Source organism: Adlercreutzia sp. ZJ154, from assembly GCF_011039055.1.
In the GTDB taxonomy this organism is placed as follows: domain Bacteria; phylum Actinomycetota; class Coriobacteriia; order Coriobacteriales; family Eggerthellaceae; genus Adlercreutzia_A.
The window spans coordinates 1-17,747 of sequence record NZ_JAAKEF010000013.1 but is presented as its reverse complement, the minus strand read 5'-3'; the positions used below and the strand labels follow the sequence as shown (position 1 = coordinate 17,747).

Sequence of the window (17,747 nt, the reverse complement as noted above, 5' to 3'; positions counted from 1 at the left end):
AGCCGAATAATGGCGAACACCGAATACGATGTGCGCAATTTCGATGCGCTTCGCATATCCCTTGCAAGTGCTGAAGATGTACGTAGCTGGTCGCGTGGTGAAGTTAAAAAGCCAGAGACTATTAACTATCGTACTTTGAAGCCTGAAAAAGATGGTCTTTACTGCGAAAAGATATTTGGTCCCACGAAAGACTGGGAATGCGCGTGCGGTAAATATAAGCGCGTTCGTTTCCGCGGCATTGTTTGCGAACGCTGCGGTGTTGAAGTTACGCGTTCAAAGGTTCGCCGCGAACGCATGGGTCATATAGAACTGGCAGCGCCGGTAAGTCATATCTGGTATTTCAAAGGGTCCCCTTCGCGTCTAGGTTATCTTCTAGACATTCCGCCGAAGGAATTGGAGAAGGTCCTTTATTTCGCTAGCTCAATTATTACTAGTGTAGATAAGGAAGCGCGCGAAGAAGATGCAGATGAGCTGCGTGATGAACTTGCGGCTGACTTAGAGGAAATTGACGCTGAGCGCGACAGGTTGATAGAGGCTACACGTAAGCTTTCTACCGACTATGTACCCGAGGATGACGATTTTATCGATTATGCCGACGATGACGATCGTTTAACCCCCGAAGAGGTTAATCAAGAAATTGCCGACATTTACGAAGAATTTAACGAGCGCAAGGCGCTGCGTGCCGATGCGCTAGATGAATTTATGCGTATAGAGCCAAAGCAGCTTGTGCCAGATGAGGCTCTTTATCGCGAAATGCGCGCGAACTATAGCGATTACTTTACTGGCGGCATGGGCGCTGAGGCTGTCCGCGATTTGCTAGATCAGATAGATTTGGAAGCCACGGCAGAAGAGTTGCGCGAAGTTATAAGCACCGGTAAGGGTCAAAAGCGCGTTAAGGCTACAAAACGCTTGAAGGTGGTAGATGCGTTCCTGAAGAGCGACAATAGCCCCACCGATATGATTTTGGATGTAGTGCCGGTTATACCGCCCGATCTGCGTCCAATGGTGCAGTTGGATGGTGGTCGTTTCGCTACTTCAGACCTAAACGATTTATATCGTCGTGTAATTAACCGCAACAATCGTTTGAAGCGTCTGCTCGATTTGGGTGCACCTGAAATTATCGTTAACAACGAAAAGCGCATGCTGCAGGAAGCGGTTGACAGTTTGTTTGATAACGGTCGTCGTGGTCGCCCGGTTACAGGTCCCGGTAATCGTCCGTTGAAGTCGATTAGCGATATGCTGAAGGGCAAGCAAGGTCGTTTCCGCCAGAACTTGTTGGGTAAGCGCGTTGACTATTCAGGTCGTTCGGTTATTGTTGTTGGTCCGCAGCTGAAACTGCATCAATGTGGTCTGCCTAGTCAGATGGCATTAGAGCTGTTCAAGCCTTTTGTTATAAAGCGTTTGGTTGAGCTTGAATATGCGAACAATATTAAAGATGCGAAGCGCAAGGTAGATCGCGGAGCAAGCCGCGTATGGGACGTGCTTGAGGAAGTTATCGCAGATCATCCGGTACTTTTGAACCGCGCACCAACCCTGCACCGCTTGGGCATTCAGGCTTTCGAGCCAGTGCTTGTTGAAGGTAAAGCAATTCGTCTGCACCCGCTTGTTTGTACTGCTTTTAATGCCGACTTCGACGGCGACCAAATGGCTGTACATGTGCCGCTTGGTGCCGAGGCGCAGGCTGAGGCTCGCGTTCTTATGCTGTCTTCAAACAACATAAAGTCTCCGGCACACGGTCGCCCGCTTACTGTACCTACGCAGGACATGATTATCGGTTTGTATTACCTGACAGCTGCACGTGATGGCTTTGAGGGCGAAGGGCGCGTATTTACCGACATAGATGATGCAATGCGTGCATACGATGCGCGTGCCGACCTAGATTTGCAGGCTAAGATTAAAGTGCGTCTTCGTGTACCTTGCCAAGTTGCTACTAGCTATGGCGTTTATGAGGAACACAAGGCAGGCGATCGTATAGAAACCACAGTTGGACGCATTATTTTCAATGATGTTCTGCCGCCAGATTATGCTTTCTTAAACTACGAAATGAACAAGAAGGAAATTAGCCGTCTGGTAGAGGATGTTTGCAACACCTATGAACTTTCTGAGTTGCCTCCAATTTTGGATGGTTTGAAAGATGCTGGTTTCCACTACGCCACACGTGCTGGTGTTACCGTATCGGTGTACGACGCTACTATCCCGCCTAACAAAGGTGAAATACTTGCGAAGGCTGATGCTAAGGTAGCTGCCATAGATGAAGACTACGAACTAGGTCTTGTTAGCGACGAGGAACGTCATAAGCAGGTTGTGGACATTTGGAATGAAGCCAACGAAGAAGTTGGCGATGCCATGGCTGAAAACTTTGACAAGTTTAATCCTATTTACATGATGGCTTTCTCGGGTGCCCGCGGTAATATCAAGCAGATTCGTCAGTTGGCTGGTATGCGTGGTCTTATGTCTGACCCGAAAGGCGAAATTATTGACCGTCCTATTAAGGCAAACTTCCGCGAAGGCTTGTCGGTGTTGGAGTACTTTATTTCTACGCATGGCGCTCGTAAGGGTTTGGCTGACACGGCGCTTCGTACTGCCGACTCTGGTTATCTGACTCGCCGTCTGGTTGACGTTGCGCAAGATGTTATTGTTCGCGAAATAGACTGCCATACTCATGAGGGCGTACCTTATGCGCTAGAGACTGAAAAGGGCGAACTTGACGAGAACCTGATTGGGCGTTGTATATTAGAACCTGTTACTGGCAAAAATGGCGAAGTTTTGATGGATGCTGGCGACTATATAACTTCCATGCAGCAGCTTCGCAATATGCAAAGCGCTGGTATCACAGAAGTTATAATTCGCACAATAATGACTTGCCATGCTGAACATGGCGTTTGCCAGAAATGCTATGGTTGGGATTTGGCAACTGGTCGTCCAGTTAACATAGGTACTGCTGTCGGCATTATTGCTGCGCAGTCTATTGGTGAGCCCGGTACGCAGCTAACGATGCGCACGTTCCACACCGGCGGCGTTGCTGGTGAAGACATCACCCATGGTCTTCCCCGTGTTCAAGAGCTTTTCGAAGCGCGTAAGCCTAAGGGTCAGGCTGTGCTTGCGGAAATATCCGGCACTTTGCAAATAGGTGGCGATAAGTCATCTAAGGTGCTTACCATCCATGACCAAGAGGGTAATCTGCGCGAATACGTAGTATCAGCGCGCGTTACTATGATGCCCGGTGTGGTAGATGGTTGTGAAGTTCATATAGGGCAGCAGCTTACAAAGGGTTCTATTAATCCGCACGACTTGCTGCGTTTGACCGACCCGAATACCACGCTTCGCTATATTGTCGGACAGGTTCAAGGTGTTTATGTAAGCCAAGGCGTTGATATTAACGACAAGCATATCGAAGTTATTGCGCGCCAGATGCTTCGCAAGGTAGCGGTATTAGATGCGGGCGATTCTAACCTATTGCCGGGCGGACAAGTTAATCGTTTTGAATTTGAGAAAGTCGCAAACGATCTTATTGCGGAAGGCAAAGAGCCGCCTATAGGTCAGCCGCTTCTGCTCGGTATTACAAAGGCATCACTGGCAACTGATTCGTGGTTGTCAGCTGCATCGTTCCAAGAAACTACCAAGGTTCTAACCGACGCTGCCATAGAGGGCAAGACCGATCATTTGGCTGGCTTAAAAGAGAATGTAATTATTGGCAAACCCATACCTGCTGGTACCGGACTTACGCGTTATCGCAATGTGGGAATTACATATAAGGGGCAACCTGTTGAATCAGCAGATGGCGATGTTTTGCCAGAATATGCTCCAGAGGCGCTTCGTGAAATAGAAGACTTACTGCCGCATCCTCAAGATTGGTCTTTAGATGGCGATGGTTTCTTTAACACTACAGGCAGCTACGGTAGCTATCTGAATGCTTTAAGCATGGGTAGTCGCAGACATAATCTGACCGACGAGCAGGCGCGTCTTTATATATTTGACGATTTGGGAGTGTCTCAGCGCTGGGCTAATAAGTTTAGCGAGGCTGGTATAGAAACAGTTGCCGATCTTTTGGGTCATACTGAAGATGATCTTCTGCGCATAGAGGGAATAGGCGTTAAGGCTATTGAGGAATTGAAAGAGGGTCTAGAAGAGCGCGGGCTTATGCACGTGATAGAAGATGACCTGTCTGCCACAAGCGATGATATGTCGCAGCTGCTAGACATGGTGTTTAGCCCTGACGATACTATTCTGATAGGCGGAGATGAGCCGCCGCGTTTCAACAATGAAGGCGAAGAAATGCTAGGCGAGGCTTTGCCGCCGCGCAGTTATCAGCGAAACCTTGAAGAGCTTGATGCGCTGCTCGGGGCTGTTGAAGGGCTTGGATTTGGCATAACCGATGTCGAAGCTGAAGCTAACAATACTGATGCCGATAATGAAGGCGATAATGAATAGTAGCAAGATATATATTGCCGAAGGCGAGGTGCCGCCCTTATCTCAGATAGGGGCGGCACTTGATTGTCTGGCTGCCACCATAGAGTCGCGTAAAAGCGAAGGCCGGGAAAGCAGCTATACACGAATACTGCTTCAAGGGAAATTGGACGATTTATGCAAGAAAGTATCTGAGGAAGCGGCAGAAGCGGGGCTTGCTGCCAAGGAAGCTGAGATGCTTAATGTGTATTCTAATGATGAGGCTATAATTGACTTTGCTGTGGATCATTTGCGTTATGAGACAGCTGATATTGTGTATCATCTAATGGTTTTGCTTTCGCGCTTCAATATATCTATGGATGAATTTGCAGCGGAATTGAACGAGCGCATGACCGACGAAGAGCGACCTAGTGGGGCAGCTCGTCTTGTTGAGGGTCATATTAAGCGAGGGAAATAGTATGGCAAGGTTATTTGGAACCGACGGTGTACGAGGCGTTGCTAACGTCGAACTTACTAATAAGATCGCCTATTATTTAGGTCAGGCGGCTGTTAAGTTTTTAGGAAAGACAATAGTTGTCGGCAAGGATACGCGCCTTTCTGGTGATATGCTTGAAGCGGCTATGGTAGCAGGCATAACAAGCGCTGGGGGTAGTGCATTGCTAGCCGGCGTTATTCCTACACCGGGCGTGGCACTTCTAGTGCGAGAGCTTAATGCTGCAGGTGGTGCTGTTATTTCTGCATCTCATAATCCTCCGGAGTATAACGGCATTAAACTTTTCGACGCAAAAGGCTTTAAGTTGCCCGATGCATTGGAAGACGAAATAGAGCAGTTCATCACTTCTGGTGGTCTTGAAGGCGAAATTACAGTTGCGTGCGCTGAAGGAAGCCCTGATGCGGCTATGCCGTCAGGATCTGAGTTAGGCGTGGCTATAGAAGTTGAAAATGCATGCGATATTTATATCGATCATGCAGTGCGCTCTATTGAAAAGCAGGGGATTAATTTTGAAGGCATGACTATTGCTCTTGATACGGGTCATGGTGCCTCTTCTCTTACGAGCCCTGTTGCGCTTGAGCGTCTTGGTGCCGATGTAATAGTCATTAACGATGATTACGATGGTACCGATATAAATGTTGAATGCGGATCTACGCATTTAGAGCCGATCAAGCAGCTTGTACGCAACACAGGTGCTGACATTGGCATTGCACATGATGGAGATGCCGACCGAGTTATGATGGTTACGCCTAAAGGTATCGAAATAGATGGCGATATTGTAGAAGCGGTTATAGCGCTAGATATGAAGCGTCGAGGCGCTCTTGCCAAAAATACAGTGGTTAGTACAGTTATGTGTAATCTTGGCTTCGTTCATGCAATGCGCGACGCAGGTATAGATGTCATTCAAACAAAAGTTGGCGATAGGTATGTGCTAGAAGAGATGCGCACTAATGGGTACTCTATTGGTGGCGAACAGTCGGGGCATATGATATTGCTTGAGCACAACTCCACTGGCGATGGGCTTATGACAGCAGTACAATTCCTTGCAGCTGTAAAACGCATTGGTGGTACTTTTGAAGAAGCTGTCAGCGTTATGAAAAAATTTCCTCAGGAACTAATCAACGTTAATGTTGCTGATAAACATGCTGTTAGCGCAGATGAAAGTGTTGCTGCGGCTGTGAAAATTGCTGAGGATGAACTTGGTGACAATGGGCGAGTGCTGCTGCGTCCTAGCGGTACTGAACCTGTTGTGCGTGTCATGGTAGAGGCCGCAGACGAGTCGGTTGCAAAGCGCATAGCTGAACAAGTTGCTCAGGCGGTTCGTGCGGTTTAATGTTGATGTATAAATAATCGAAGGAGGGTTACGCTCGGAAGCTACGCAGCCTTCACTTCACCCTCCTTCGATTATTAATGTGGAAAGCTAGTGTTCTATTTGCCGAATAATCTGCTAAAGAAGCCTGTCTTTTCAGCTGGAATAACAATCTGATTGTCTTCCTGTGGTTTCTCGAAGAAAGTTTCCGGCGAATTATAAAGCACTTTATCTTTGTCGTGTGCCGCCTTTGCATGGCGCGCTACAGCTTTCGCAACAGGCTCGGGGCGCGGAGTATTATCAACTAGCTTTTGAAGCAACTCTGCATCTATAGGCATAGTGGTTGCAGCTTGTGTAGAGTTCGCCTGTTTATTGGGCGATTTCATTCCGTAGCCAAACGCTTGCTCTTGCTTCTGTTCCTGCTCCTGCTCTTTGGGCGAAACGGGGATAGTTTTCGTTTGGGCAGAGGAGACGGGCGCATCTTGTAGGTTAGGCACTATTGGTGCTGTTGTTTCTATTGCTGGCAAATCTTCCGGCTTTAATTTCTTTTTCTTTTTCGATTGGTGTTGCCGTGCAGTCATGCATGGGCTATCTGCAATACTGGATGCTCTAGCAAACGCATCTAACTCGGCTGCAGCCAAATTCATCTTTTGTGCTTCTCCTATAAGGAATGCTTGCGCATCGAATAAAACCGGCATTCCAGTTTGCGGGTCTTCGGGTGCAAAGAAGCGCAAAGGAGTATATTCTTTGTTGGGTAGCAGGTCGCGTAATTTTGCAGTATCAGCCATGCATGTGCCAATATAACCTATAACTTCTTGGCGCAGACGCTCGTTAGTAATGGGCCAAGCTATCTCAACTCGTTTGTCCATATTGCGCGTCATAAGATCGGCACTAGACATATAAATGCGCGCATCTGCATCTAGCGGTCCGAAGCAATAAATGCGGCTGTGCTCTAAAAGACGACCAACTATGCTTACTACGCAAACATTTCCAGTGTAGTCGGCAAGTCCGGGTACGATGCATGATATGCCTCTAACCAGCAGAGTGCATTTCACGCCTGCCTGTGAAGCTTCAACTATTTTTTCAATTACTTCCAAATCGGTTATTGAATTGGTCTTGAAAAATAGCCCACTTGGCAATCCTTGTTTGTGGCGTTCTATCTGCTCGTCTATGCCGTCTAAAATATGCTGTTTTATCATTAGGGGCGCTACCCATAAGGTTTTATACTCGTCGCTTAAGCACTCTAGGGCTAAGTTGCGGAAGAACATTGTAGCGTCTTCGCCGATTTGAGGATCGGCTGTCATGAAAGAGAAGTCAGTGTAGAGCGCAGCGGTTTTCTCGTTGTAATTGCCGGTGCCAAGTTGCGTAATATGCTGTAATCCATCTGGAGTTTGACGAGTTATGCAGCATATTTTTGAATGCACTTTTAATTCACGGAAGCCGTATAACACTTTACATCCAGCTTGTTCAAAGCGCTGCGACCACTCTATATTGTTCGATTCGTCGAAACGTGCGCGCAGTTCGAATACGGCGGTTACTTCTTTACCTGCTTCAGCCGCGGCTATAAGCGCTTCTGCCATTCGCGACTGTTTTGCCAGTCTGTATAGCGTTATCTTTATGGAAACAACTGCAGGATCAACTGCCGCTTCGCGCAACAACATATCTAGCGAATCCATACTTTCATATGGATACGAAACCAATATATCGCGCTCGACAATTTGGTTGATTACAGAGCGTTTGCGGTCTAAGCAAGCAGGCCATGCAGGCGTAAACGGCTCATATGTAAGTTGGCTGAGTTTCTGGCTATCAATGTATTTGCGCAAATCATAAACATAACTCATGTCTAGCGGCACAGCCGACACAAACGTTTGATAGCTTTTTAGTTGCAAGCGCTCTAGTAATTCGCGCTTCACCGTTGTAGACAATTCGCGGTGGCTTTCCAGACGCACAGGAGCCAACCTAGCGCGCCTCTTTAGGATGCGCTTCATCTGCTCGCGATAATCTTCACCCTGCTCTTCACTGCCTTCGGCAGCATCTAAATCGGCATTGCGCGTAACGCAGATGACGTTTGTGTGCTTCACCTTGTACATGTTGAAAATTGCGGCAGCATTCATTTCTATAATCGACTCTAGCAACATGAACTGACATCCCGCACCCGGCAATTTCACGATGCGTTCGCATTGACGCGGTAGTGGAATTATGCCAAGTGTAACGCCTTCTGCGCCACCCTTTTCTGTCTTGCTTTTCTTCTTACTTCCGTGTTCGTCAAGCCGTACCACTACATACAATGCGCCATTTTCCAAATGCGGAAATGGATGGTGAGCATTTATTATCTGTGGAGACAAAAACGGCATAATGTTATTTTGAAAATGCTCATCCAGAAAAGCGCGTTGCTCTTCGTCAATTTCGTGGTTTTCAACATTCAGTATGCCTTCTTGGAGCAACAATTGCTGAAGTTTATTGAAGCAATCTTCGTAGTAGGGGTATAACTCGTGGCATCTTTTATATATGGCGCTTAATTGTTCTGCCGGTGTCATTCCTGACTTTTGATCAATTATTGTCTTTTTCAAAAGTGAAAGGTCGGTAAGACTGCCAACGCGCACCATGAAAAACTCTTGCAGATTGCTCCAAAAAATACTTATGAAGCTAAGTCTTTCTAGCAGCGGTACGGTATCGTCAATCCCTTGGTCTAGAACTCTTTTGTTAAATTCTAGCCATGAAAGCTCACGGTTTTGCAGATAGGGCGCTGTTACATATAGTGACTTGCCATCTTCACTCATTTTGAAGCCTCCATTTAGATTTTTGTGTATATCTACAAGTATAACGTCATGCCGTCAGAAATCGGCAAATTGAGCATCAGAAAAAGGTGTATACATAAATAAGTAGACACTCCTGCCCGAATTGTGCGGAACCTGAATGCTAATATGTTTAGCGCAAAATGGAAGGAGTACTCATGCTTGATACAGTAGATTTCAACATGCCGCAGCCTGATAAGCAGCAATATAAGGATGCTCATGATGAATTAATGGATAAACTTGTGGTTTTGCAACAGCGTGCAGTTGCAGAAGGGGCTGGGTTAGTGGTGCTGTTCGAAGGTTGGAATGGTGCCGGAAAAGGCTCACGCATATCTGACCTTATGTACAATTTAGATGCACGTGCAACCAGTGTGTATGTTTCTCCCGATATTAATTCTCAGGAAGTGAAAGATTTTGCGGGACATAATAAGGGTGTTTCTGGCTTTTTCCCTATGATGCAGGAATATTGGAAAGCGCTAGGCGAGCGCGGGCATATCACATTTTATGATCGCGGCTGGTATACAAAGGCAATGCAGCTAATGATGGCGAAATCAGAGGCTGAATTGTTGCTTCCGCAGGGTGGCACACGGCATTATCTAGAGTCTATAAGCGACTTTGAGCGTCAACTGACGCGCGATGGTTATGTGGTCGTGAAATTCTTTGTACATGTGTCGAAAAAGGCACAAAAGAAACGCCTTGATAGATTGTATGACGATAAAGCTACTCGTTGGCGTGTGCCTGATAAAAAGCTGGCAAGTGTGAAAGATTATGAGAGCGCCTATAAGCTATACGATAGGCTTCTAGAAGGATCGAATTACGATTTTGCGCCATGGGTGTTGGTGAATGGCGAAGATAAGCGAAGTGCAAATTTGCTAATTGCGCGTACTTTAGTAGATGCACTAGAGAATGCACTTGCCCGCAAACAAGAGGCTGCAAATAAAGCGGCGGAGCAAACAGAAGCGCTGAAAACGAAAACTAAAGCTGCAATGGATGCGCAATCAGCAGGTGCGCAATATGAAGAAAATGATGCCAACCAAAAAGATGCTGAAGCGATTGCTATAGCTCAACATTCGTTTGCGCCGGCGCAGTCCCGTTTCGAAATAGTGGCAAATCATCCAACAGTAGACACCATGAAGCATAATTTAGTGCTACCTCAGAGCGAATACAAAAAAGAGCTAAAGCACTTGCAGTCTAAGCTGTTCAAACTTGAAAACCTTATGTTTCAGGCGCGTATTCCGTTAATTTTAATGTACGAGGGATGGGATGCAGCGGGTAAAGGTGGCAACATTAAGCGCGTTGCTCAGGCTTTAGATGCGCGTGCCTACACTATATTCCCAAGTCCCGCGCCTACAAAGCCCGAATTGGCGCATCCGCACTTGTGGCGCTATTGGACTCGTCTTCCGAAGGCAGGGCATGTGGGAATGTACGATCGTTCGTGGTATGGGCGCGTGCTAGTTGAGCGAGTAGAGGAAATAACGCCGCCAGATGCATGGGCTGCCGGATACGATGAAATAAACGAGTTTGAACACGATCTGGTTGATTGGGGCGCAATTTTGTTGAAGTTTTGGGTGGATGTAAGCCCCGAAGAGCAGCTAGCGCGTTTTGAGGCTAGGGCGGCAGACCCTGCAAAGCAGTGGAAAATAACGCCTGACGATTGGCGTAACCGCGAAAAGTATCCGCAATACAAAAGCGCAATAGATGACATGTTCCGTCTAACAAGTACAAGTTATGCGCCGTGGACGGTGCTGGAAAGCGACGATAAGCGCTATGCTCGCGTAAAGGCGCTGCGAATAATAGTTGGCGCATTAGAGGAGAGACTTAATTAGTGGTGTCAAACCAATATGAGCAATTATGATCTTGTACCAATAGCAGATGTGCTTATGGCAATGAGCGGCGGCGTGGATAGCACAGTTGCCGCATTTCTTCTTCTCGAAGAGGGCTATAAGACTGCGGGCGCTACAATGAAGTTGTTTGACGATCAATTAATTGGAGAAGATATAGAATCTGGTTGTTGTTCGCTTGATGATGTTATGGACGTTCGTAATGCCTGCGCAAAGCTTGGTATTGAGCATTTTGTATTCAACATGAAAAAGCATTTCAGGCACGACGTTGTAGACAGGTTTTGTGATGCGTATATCTCGGGATTAACTCCGAATCCGTGTATTGATTGCAATAGGTATCTCAAGTTTGAGGCTTTGCAGCAGCGACGGCGGGAGCTGGGAGCTACTTATGTGGCAACAGGTCATTATGCGCGCCGGCATTTTGATGAAGCAACGGGGAAATGGCAACTTTTGCGCGCCACCGACAAGACCAAAGATCAGAGTTATGTGTTGTACCACTTAACTCAAGACGACCTTTCTCATATGTTGTTTCCCATTGGTCATTTAACTAAGAATCAAGTTAGAGAAATTGCTCATGAACAAAGGTTCAATAACGCAGATAAAAGCGAAAGCCAAGACATTTGTTTTATACCAAATGGAAACTATAAAGATTTTATTGAGCGATATAAGGAATTAAACGGGCGCGATTCGCTATTTCAGCAGGGCGATATAGTGGACATTGAAGGCAAAAAACTTGGATGCCACAACGGTCTTATAAATTACACGATTGGACAGCGGCGCGGTATAGGTATTGCAAGCAAAGAGCCGTTATATGTTTTGGAAAAGAACTTAGCCAACAATCAGCTTGTTGTTGCGCCGCAAAGCGCACTGTTTGAGAGTGAAGCTTATCTTAGTGATGTGAACATAATTTCTGGCAATTACACTGAGAGAGCATTTGTTGGTGAAGTTAAGGCGGGATATAGGCAAGCCCCAGTGGCGGCGCGTATAGAGATTGCGAAAGATAGAACGGCGCATGTTCACTATGACGCGCCCCATATTCGTACTGCGCCCGGGCAGTCAATTGTGTTTTATGTTGGAGATTGCGTTGTTGGTGGCGGTGTTTGCTGTAACAAGAATTAAGGGTGTATAGAAAGATTAATTTATTGACTGGAAACCAATTTGTAAGTTATCGCAACAAGCTTATTACAACAAGCACGATTTGAAACAAGACGATATGAGTAGAGCATTGTGAGCCCCTGCTTCATGTTCGAAAGCAGATTTTATGCCCGAAGAGCTGGTTGATAAATCGCATAAAGTGACAGGGGCAGAGGGCAGCGCTGAATCTGAAAATAGCAATAAGAATATAATTCCTTTCGAAATAGAAGCCCTAATTGCGGAAGATTATGACCTTTCAAAGCGCGAGCAAGAAATATTACATCTATTGCTTGCAGGTCATACTATGTCTGTAATCGCTGATAAGCTGTTCATTTCAAAGAATACGGTTAAGTCTCATTACTATCATATGTATCGCAAGCTTGGTGTGAATTCTAAGCAAGAAGTAATTGATATTCGTGATAAGTATGTGTTGGAAAAACGTAACGAATAATGAATACCGATCTGATTAATTAATTGTTTGTACGGTGTTTAGCTTTCTGGTTGGGAAATTTTGTGCCAGATAAAGCCATAGCGCTTAGGCGGCATCTGCGCGGTTAAGCTTGTCGGCGCAGCGGCGCAGACGCTTAATTGTGGACTGGTCAATTTCTGTAAGTTGTTTGTTGTCGGTTCGCTGGCATTCTTCGGCTTTTAAGCATGCACGCAGGAATGATTCGTCGTCTTCAGTTAGCATAGATGCTTCCCGTGCTGTGCTAAAACACACGTCTATATCTGTAGAATCTCCTACGCGCCAAAGCAGAAGCCGTACTAATCTAGCTTGACCTATGAATTGTCTTGTTAATGAAACTTCTGCCATTGCTATTCCATTCGTTCGTTGTGTATTTTATATTCTTGGGGGTATATGAGCGTTTTTAAGATATGTACATGGGCATCGGAGTCGTTCAGACACGGCACATACACGAAACTGTCAGGGCTTGCGTCTTGGTTGATTCTGAGGTAATTCTGCCTGAGAGTTACTTCTATGTCGTGGAGTGTTTCGAGACAATCAATTGAGAAGTTCGGAGCCACTACGAAGAGTTTCCCGACGCTCTTTTGTAGGTGCTGTAGTGCTTCGGTAGTGAAAGGGCCTACCCACTTGCGACTGTCGAAGCGACATTGGAACCCGATGCGCCAGCAATCAGGTGCGAGATATAGCCTGTTGGCGATTTCGGCTGCTGTGACTTTTGCCTGTTCGGCGTATGTGTCACCTGCGGCAACGTCGCGCATGGGAATGGAATGGAAAGCTATCATCAGCTTATCGTTTTTGGAGAATCCGGCGGCTAGTACGGAGTTGGCTACAGCATCCAGATAAGCTTCCTGCTCCCAATAATTCTCAACAAATGTTAGCTTTGGGTTCCAGTTCAGTTTGGCGAGCGCAGCATTGAGCTTGTCTTTGACAACCCCTGTGGTGGAATACGCGCTTTGCGGGTAGAGGGGTATTGCTATAAGCTGATCGCAGCCGGCATCGCGCAGTTCGCGAAGTGTGTCTGGCATAGAGGGCGAGCCGTAGCTCATAGTTTCCTTGACAATACATTCGTCCAGATTGTTCTCAAGCTTGCGGGCAAGAGAAGCCATACTTGCAGACAAAGGGGACCCCTGAGTAGTCCAGATGCTCTGGTATTTCTCGGCTGACGCTACTGAACGTTTCGGCAATATAAACGCACCAAGAATCGCCTTCCACAGAATCGGGTTCATAGGGCGGATTCTCGGGTCGTTCAAAAACTCGCGCAGGTAGATGCGGACGGCATCTGGCGTGGGAGCGCTGGGGCTGCCAGTGTTTGCTATGAGTATGCCAAGCTTGTCCATGCATCTCCTTGCAGATTGGTCTGTTGGGTAGAGATTGTTTTCCGTCGATAATAGGATGGTATCATGTAGTAGGCATTTGCGTGTTGTGTCTTGTGGGGAATGTCTCGGTCAGTGCGTCTGGGATCGGAGAGTGTGTAGTGGGCGACTTCTCGGACAAAGTCTATAATATAACGTCTCGTATTCCGCGTGGGAAGGTGGCTAGTTACGGTCAGATCGCGCGGCTCATCGGGCAGCCGCGCAAGTCACGCTTCGTCGGATTCGCCATGCATTCGAACCCGCGTCCCGGCACAGGACCAGAAGATATCCCCTGTCACCGCGTGGTATTTAAAGATGGTGCGCTGTGCGAGGGCTACGTCTTCGGTGGACCGAACGAGCAGAAAAAGATGCTTGAGGCTGAGGGCGTGATCTTTGTTGATGATACCCACGTCGATATGGAGAAGTGCCAGTGGAACGGACGCGATGGAATTGAAGAAGACGGCTCACTTCCCGTTATGCCGCCCGCAGATTTCGATTGGAAGGCTGAGCTAGGGGAAGATCTCTAAGAAAGAAAGCGCTAATCACTTTCACCAACTTTGCGTGTACGGGCTGAATATGGAACATGTCAGCATTGAAGCAACAATAGATATGCACAATAAACATAATAAAATTATATGGTATAGTTATATATACTTAATAAACCATAGAAATATTAAGATTAACATTATGAAAAGAAATGCACAGGATTGGGAAACGACGCTTGGTCAGCGCCTGAAGAGGCATCGCCTCGATATGAATATGACGCAAGACGAGGTCGCGTCTCGTTCGGGGTTGACGCAAGCGACCATAGCAAAGCTCGAGAGAGGTGACGGCTCGCGTCTCTTGACGCTCATTAAGGTGATGAAGGTGCTTGGCATAGAGGAACAGCTTGATCTGATCGCGCCTGCCACACCCATCAGTCCGATTCAATTGAGGCAATATGGAAAGCAAAGGAAGCGCGCAAGATCCAAGGGTGCACAGGGAAGTACAAAGGCGGAGTAGCTATGGCGTATAAGCCTGTTTTTGGGATCGATGTTATCTGCTGGGGCAAACGAGTGGGTGCGCTGGAGTTCAAGCCATCTGTGTGTGCTTGCTAACCTCGATTTCAATATGGTAGGTACGTTCAGTACTGTGCAGCTGTTCGAGGTTGCAATTGACTTGGGGCTTGACTTGGATGCTCTCGATGAGCTTTTTGACAGAGTGGTGTTCAATGTGTGTATGACCAACAACGATGACCATACGAAGAACTGGTCGTTTTTGCTTCCAGAAGGGGGCAGCTGGCAGCTTGCTCCTGCTTACGACCTGACTTATGCGTATGCAGAGAACAATCCTTGGTTGTCCCAGCATTTCTTGTCTGTTAACGGAAAGTTCACGGGAATAGATCGCAGCGATTTGCTTCGGTTGGCCGAGCGCTTCAGTATCTCGGATCCGTATGCGCGGATCGATCGTATGGTTGATATTGCGGAGAGTTGGTCCGAGTTCGCGGAAAGAGCCGGTCTTGCGGCGCAGAGGGCAGACGAAATAGGCGTCACCATTAGTCAGAGCAGCAGTCTTTTAAAGTAGACTTAAAGGCCTCAAAGCAGTTTGTTATGCGATTTGCGCAAAAGGGTGTAGCGTCGCGTAAGCTGCCTGATCTACCCGAACAGGTAATATGAATACTTAAGAATCTATAGTTTAGCTAAGAACCCCTTCTGGCTTAGAAACTGTCTTAGCGTTCGCTAGCTAAATATCATGAATAGACCAAGCATAAGACCAACAAGAAAAGAGAATGCTGGAATGCGTGAGCGGTACATGAGATATGCCTCGGGCAGAATTTCGCCGAATACGACGTATAGCATCGCGCCCGATGCAAATCCCAAACTAATGGTAAGACCGAGTGGTCCTATGTCGCCAAGCCACAAGCCAAGCCACGCACCGAAGAGCGTTGGCAGACCGCATAGCGCAGTGAGCAGAACCGCACGCAGCCTACTCATACCGCCGCTGATAAGAGGCACCGAGACAGCCATGCCCTCGGGAATGTTATGCAGACCGATAAGGACGGCCATGATCATGCCTGTACCGAGCATGAGATTATCCGAGATGACAAACCCTGCGCCAATTGTCATACCTTCTGGGACATTATGTAACGCAATTGCGCATGCCATAACAATGCCAGCCACTACGAGCGATCCACGCGAATCGCCCGCACGCTTGTGCTCAGCATAGTGATCGGCATGCACGAGTTCATCGATGTCGTCATGTGCCTGAGGATGACCTTCATTCGCCGTGTGCTGCACTTCCCGAACGGTGCGCCGGTCGATAATGTAGTTGAGCGCGTATACAACTGCAACGCCAAACGCTACGGAAACAACAACAAGCAAGACTCCCATATTGAAGAGCTGGTTTGCAGCTTCAACGCCCTCAGCTAATAGCTCGAAGCACACCATGGCGGTCATAACACCACCAGCGAATGCTAAAAGCAGACTGATGGTGCGGTTCGATCCGTTCTTGAACAGCGCGCCTATAAGCCCGCCGATACCCGTACCGCCTGCGCCGGAAAGCAACGTCACAATGGTGACGAACCAAAACGGGTCTATCATCGCGCGCTATTCCTTCCTAATTTGACTGCTCGCGGAGTATGTGTTCGCGAGTGTTTGGATGGTTATTTAGATTGCAGAGTATAGCGCGATAGGTTTGTGTTGTTTATCACATACTAGAGAAACTTTGCTCTTGTGAAAACATTGTTCTTGGGAAAAGCGAAATTGTTGCTTATGGCGACAAGTGGGTTGCGTATAGGAATCGCCCTTCGTTCATTGATGGGACGTGGGTTGTGAATTGCGGTTTAGGCGAAGTTGCAGAAGAAGAGTCCCGGGAAATGGATGCGATTTCCTTCGATGCCCGCATAGCCTCTCAAAGTGCTCTTGTCGGCAGTCGTATAATCAATCGCATGACCAAGCGCCAAGGGAAAATAACCGCACCGTCCAATCTCAACATCCAGGAGCACGAGATGGCTACTTGACTCCCAGAGGATGAAAGGTGCGTCCGATGCCGAAATCGAAAGGCAGCTGCGCAAGTTATACCCACACGTCAAAGCCGTCAAGCGTTTGTGGTTTATAAATCGTGATCGAGAGATCATTGACATCAAATAGCGTCCGCAGTTACCATATTAAGCACAAAAGCCCCCGAACGGTGAGGAATCACCCCTTCCGGGGCTTTCGTATTCTATCTGCTACCCAGCGGACGCGCATCTGCCATAAGCCACGGCGCTTGAGTCTAGCGAGTCGTCCGCTTGCCCATGATGCACGGCTCGTATTGCGCCACATCGTCGATGCCGCGGCGTGCCAATGCCGCAAAGGAAGTTGGCTGGCGCGAAAAAGGGCTCCGAGATAACCCGAAGCCCTTGAGGTTCCTGGTGGAGCATATGGGGATCGAACCCACGACCTCGTGATTGCGAACCACGCGCTCTTCCAAGTCATTTGCATACGTATCTAGTTTATAAAAGTAATTTCGACGGCAATCGGTCAATTCAGATACACAATGATTCAAACAGATTCCAAGAGATTGAAGTTTCACTGAAAACATGGTATAAACTAAACATATTCTGGGCTGGTCGAAAGACCCTGGTCCACCCTAAGGCGGGGATATTTCCCCGCCATTTTAATGTATAAGGAGCATATGGCAGATTTAAGCGTGTTCATAGATGAATCCGGCGACTTCGGAGTCTACGAAAAACATGCTCCATATTATCTGATTACGCTTGTTCTTCATGACCAAAGTAAGAGCATCTCTGAACAGGTTGCATATTTAAAGCAGCATCAGAACGAGAGAAGCATATAGCTGCCTTTAATATGAGTAGAACATTCATATGACCAGTTTTCTTGTCAAGGACAAATAATCGCCTAGCCTGTCTGGCCGGACAGGCTAGGCGATAACCCATCGTTGCTTGCCTCCAATTTCAGACGTGTTTACCA

Annotated in this window: 14 protein-coding genes; 10 read left to right on the top strand and 4 right to left on the bottom strand. The window is 47.3% G+C overall.

Annotated features, from left to right (window positions below; translation table 11 throughout):
- Nucleotides 1–9: 9 nt before the first annotated feature.
- Genes G7Y37_RS06080 through glmM form a run of 3 tightly spaced genes read left to right on the top strand, consistent with a single transcriptional unit; the run spans nucleotide 10 to nucleotide 6,233 of the window.
- The gene (locus tag G7Y37_RS06080) at nucleotides 10–4,431 is read left to right on the top strand and encodes a DNA-directed RNA polymerase subunit beta' (protein ID WP_165062585.1); all 4,422 of its coding nucleotides are present in this window, start codon (nucleotides 10–12) and stop codon (nucleotides 4,429–4,431) included.
- The gene (gene hisE / locus G7Y37_RS06075) at nucleotides 4,424–4,864 is read left to right on the top strand and encodes a phosphoribosyl-ATP diphosphatase (RefSeq protein WP_165062584.1); all 441 of its coding nucleotides are present in this window, start codon (nucleotides 4,424–4,426) and stop codon (nucleotides 4,862–4,864) included. The genes G7Y37_RS06080 and hisE overlap by 8 nt, the downstream gene beginning before the upstream one ends.
- Nucleotide 4,865: 1 nt before the next feature.
- The gene (gene glmM, locus G7Y37_RS06070; protein WP_165062583.1) at nucleotides 4,866–6,233 is read left to right on the top strand and encodes a phosphoglucosamine mutase; all 1,368 of its coding nucleotides are present in this window, start codon (nucleotides 4,866–4,868) and stop codon (nucleotides 6,231–6,233) included.
- Between the two features lie 95 nt (nucleotides 6,234–6,328).
- On the opposite strand, the gene ppk1 is transcribed toward glmM, so the two are convergent.
- Nucleotides 6,329–8,989, bottom strand: a complete 2,661-nt coding sequence (ppk1, locus tag G7Y37_RS06065) for a polyphosphate kinase 1 (RefSeq protein ID WP_165062582.1) — start codon at nucleotides 8,987–8,989, stop codon at nucleotides 6,329–6,331.
- A 173-nt stretch (nucleotides 8,990–9,162) separates the two neighbouring features.
- On the opposite strand from ppk1, the gene G7Y37_RS06060 reads away from it, so the two are divergent.
- The 3 genes from G7Y37_RS06060 (at nucleotide 9,163) to G7Y37_RS06050 (ending at nucleotide 12,430) form a co-directional block, all read left to right on the top strand.
- Nucleotides 9,163–10,830 carry a polyphosphate--AMP phosphotransferase gene (locus G7Y37_RS06060; RefSeq protein ID WP_165062581.1) on the top strand — a complete coding sequence of 556 codons (1,668 nt, stop codon included), beginning with the start codon at nucleotides 9,163–9,165 and terminating at the stop codon, nucleotides 10,828–10,830.
- Between the two features lie 15 nt (nucleotides 10,831–10,845).
- On the top strand, nucleotides 10,846–11,964 hold the full coding sequence (mnmA, locus tag G7Y37_RS06055; RefSeq protein WP_206214114.1) for a tRNA 2-thiouridine(34) synthase MnmA: 1,119 nt from the start codon (nucleotides 10,846–10,848) through the stop codon (nucleotides 11,962–11,964).
- Between the two features lie 142 nt (nucleotides 11,965–12,106).
- A complete protein-coding gene (locus G7Y37_RS06050; protein WP_165062580.1) occupies nucleotides 12,107–12,430 on the top strand; it encodes a helix-turn-helix transcriptional regulator in 324 nt (107 codons plus the stop codon).
- An 84-nt stretch (nucleotides 12,431–12,514) separates the two neighbouring features.
- On the opposite strand, the gene G7Y37_RS06045 is transcribed toward G7Y37_RS06050, so the two are convergent.
- Together G7Y37_RS06045 and hemH are read right to left on the bottom strand one after the other, a co-directional pair.
- A complete protein-coding gene (locus G7Y37_RS06045; RefSeq protein WP_165062579.1) occupies nucleotides 12,515–12,793 on the bottom strand; it encodes a hypothetical protein in 279 nt (92 codons plus the stop codon).
- A gap of 2 nt (nucleotides 12,794–12,795) precedes the next feature.
- On the bottom strand, nucleotides 12,796–13,782 hold the full coding sequence (hemH, locus tag G7Y37_RS06040) for a ferrochelatase (protein ID WP_165062578.1): 987 nt from the start codon (nucleotides 13,780–13,782) through the stop codon (nucleotides 12,796–12,798).
- A gap of 23 nt (nucleotides 13,783–13,805) precedes the next feature.
- Here hemH and G7Y37_RS06035 point away from each other — a divergent pair, with 23 nt between their 5' ends.
- Genes G7Y37_RS06035 through G7Y37_RS06025 form a run of 3 tightly spaced genes read left to right on the top strand, consistent with a single transcriptional unit; the run spans nucleotide 13,806 to nucleotide 15,360 of the window.
- The gene (locus G7Y37_RS06035) at nucleotides 13,806–14,324 is read left to right on the top strand and encodes an MGMT family protein (RefSeq protein ID WP_370514606.1); all 519 of its coding nucleotides are present in this window, start codon (nucleotides 13,806–13,808) and stop codon (nucleotides 14,322–14,324) included.
- A gap of 49 nt (nucleotides 14,325–14,373) precedes the next feature.
- Nucleotides 14,374–14,799, top strand: a complete 426-nt coding sequence (locus G7Y37_RS06030) for a helix-turn-helix domain-containing protein (protein ID WP_165062577.1) — start codon at nucleotides 14,374–14,376, stop codon at nucleotides 14,797–14,799.
- 30 nt (nucleotides 14,800–14,829) lie between these two features.
- The gene (locus G7Y37_RS06025; protein ID WP_241156040.1) at nucleotides 14,830–15,360 is read left to right on the top strand and encodes a HipA domain-containing protein; all 531 of its coding nucleotides are present in this window, start codon (nucleotides 14,830–14,832) and stop codon (nucleotides 15,358–15,360) included.
- Between the two features lie 155 nt (nucleotides 15,361–15,515).
- On the opposite strand, the gene G7Y37_RS06020 is transcribed toward G7Y37_RS06025, so the two are convergent.
- Complete coding sequence (locus G7Y37_RS06020) at nucleotides 15,516–16,376, bottom strand: ZIP family metal transporter (protein ID WP_241156037.1); 861 nt, start codon at nucleotides 16,374–16,376, stop codon at nucleotides 15,516–15,518.
- A 1,075-nt stretch (nucleotides 16,377–17,451) separates the two neighbouring features.
- On the opposite strand from G7Y37_RS06020, the gene G7Y37_RS06015 reads away from it, so the two are divergent.
- A complete protein-coding gene (locus G7Y37_RS06015) occupies nucleotides 17,452–17,613 on the top strand; it encodes a hypothetical protein (protein ID WP_165062575.1) in 162 nt (53 codons plus the stop codon).
- The last annotated feature ends 134 nt before the right edge of the window (nucleotides 17,614–17,747 follow it).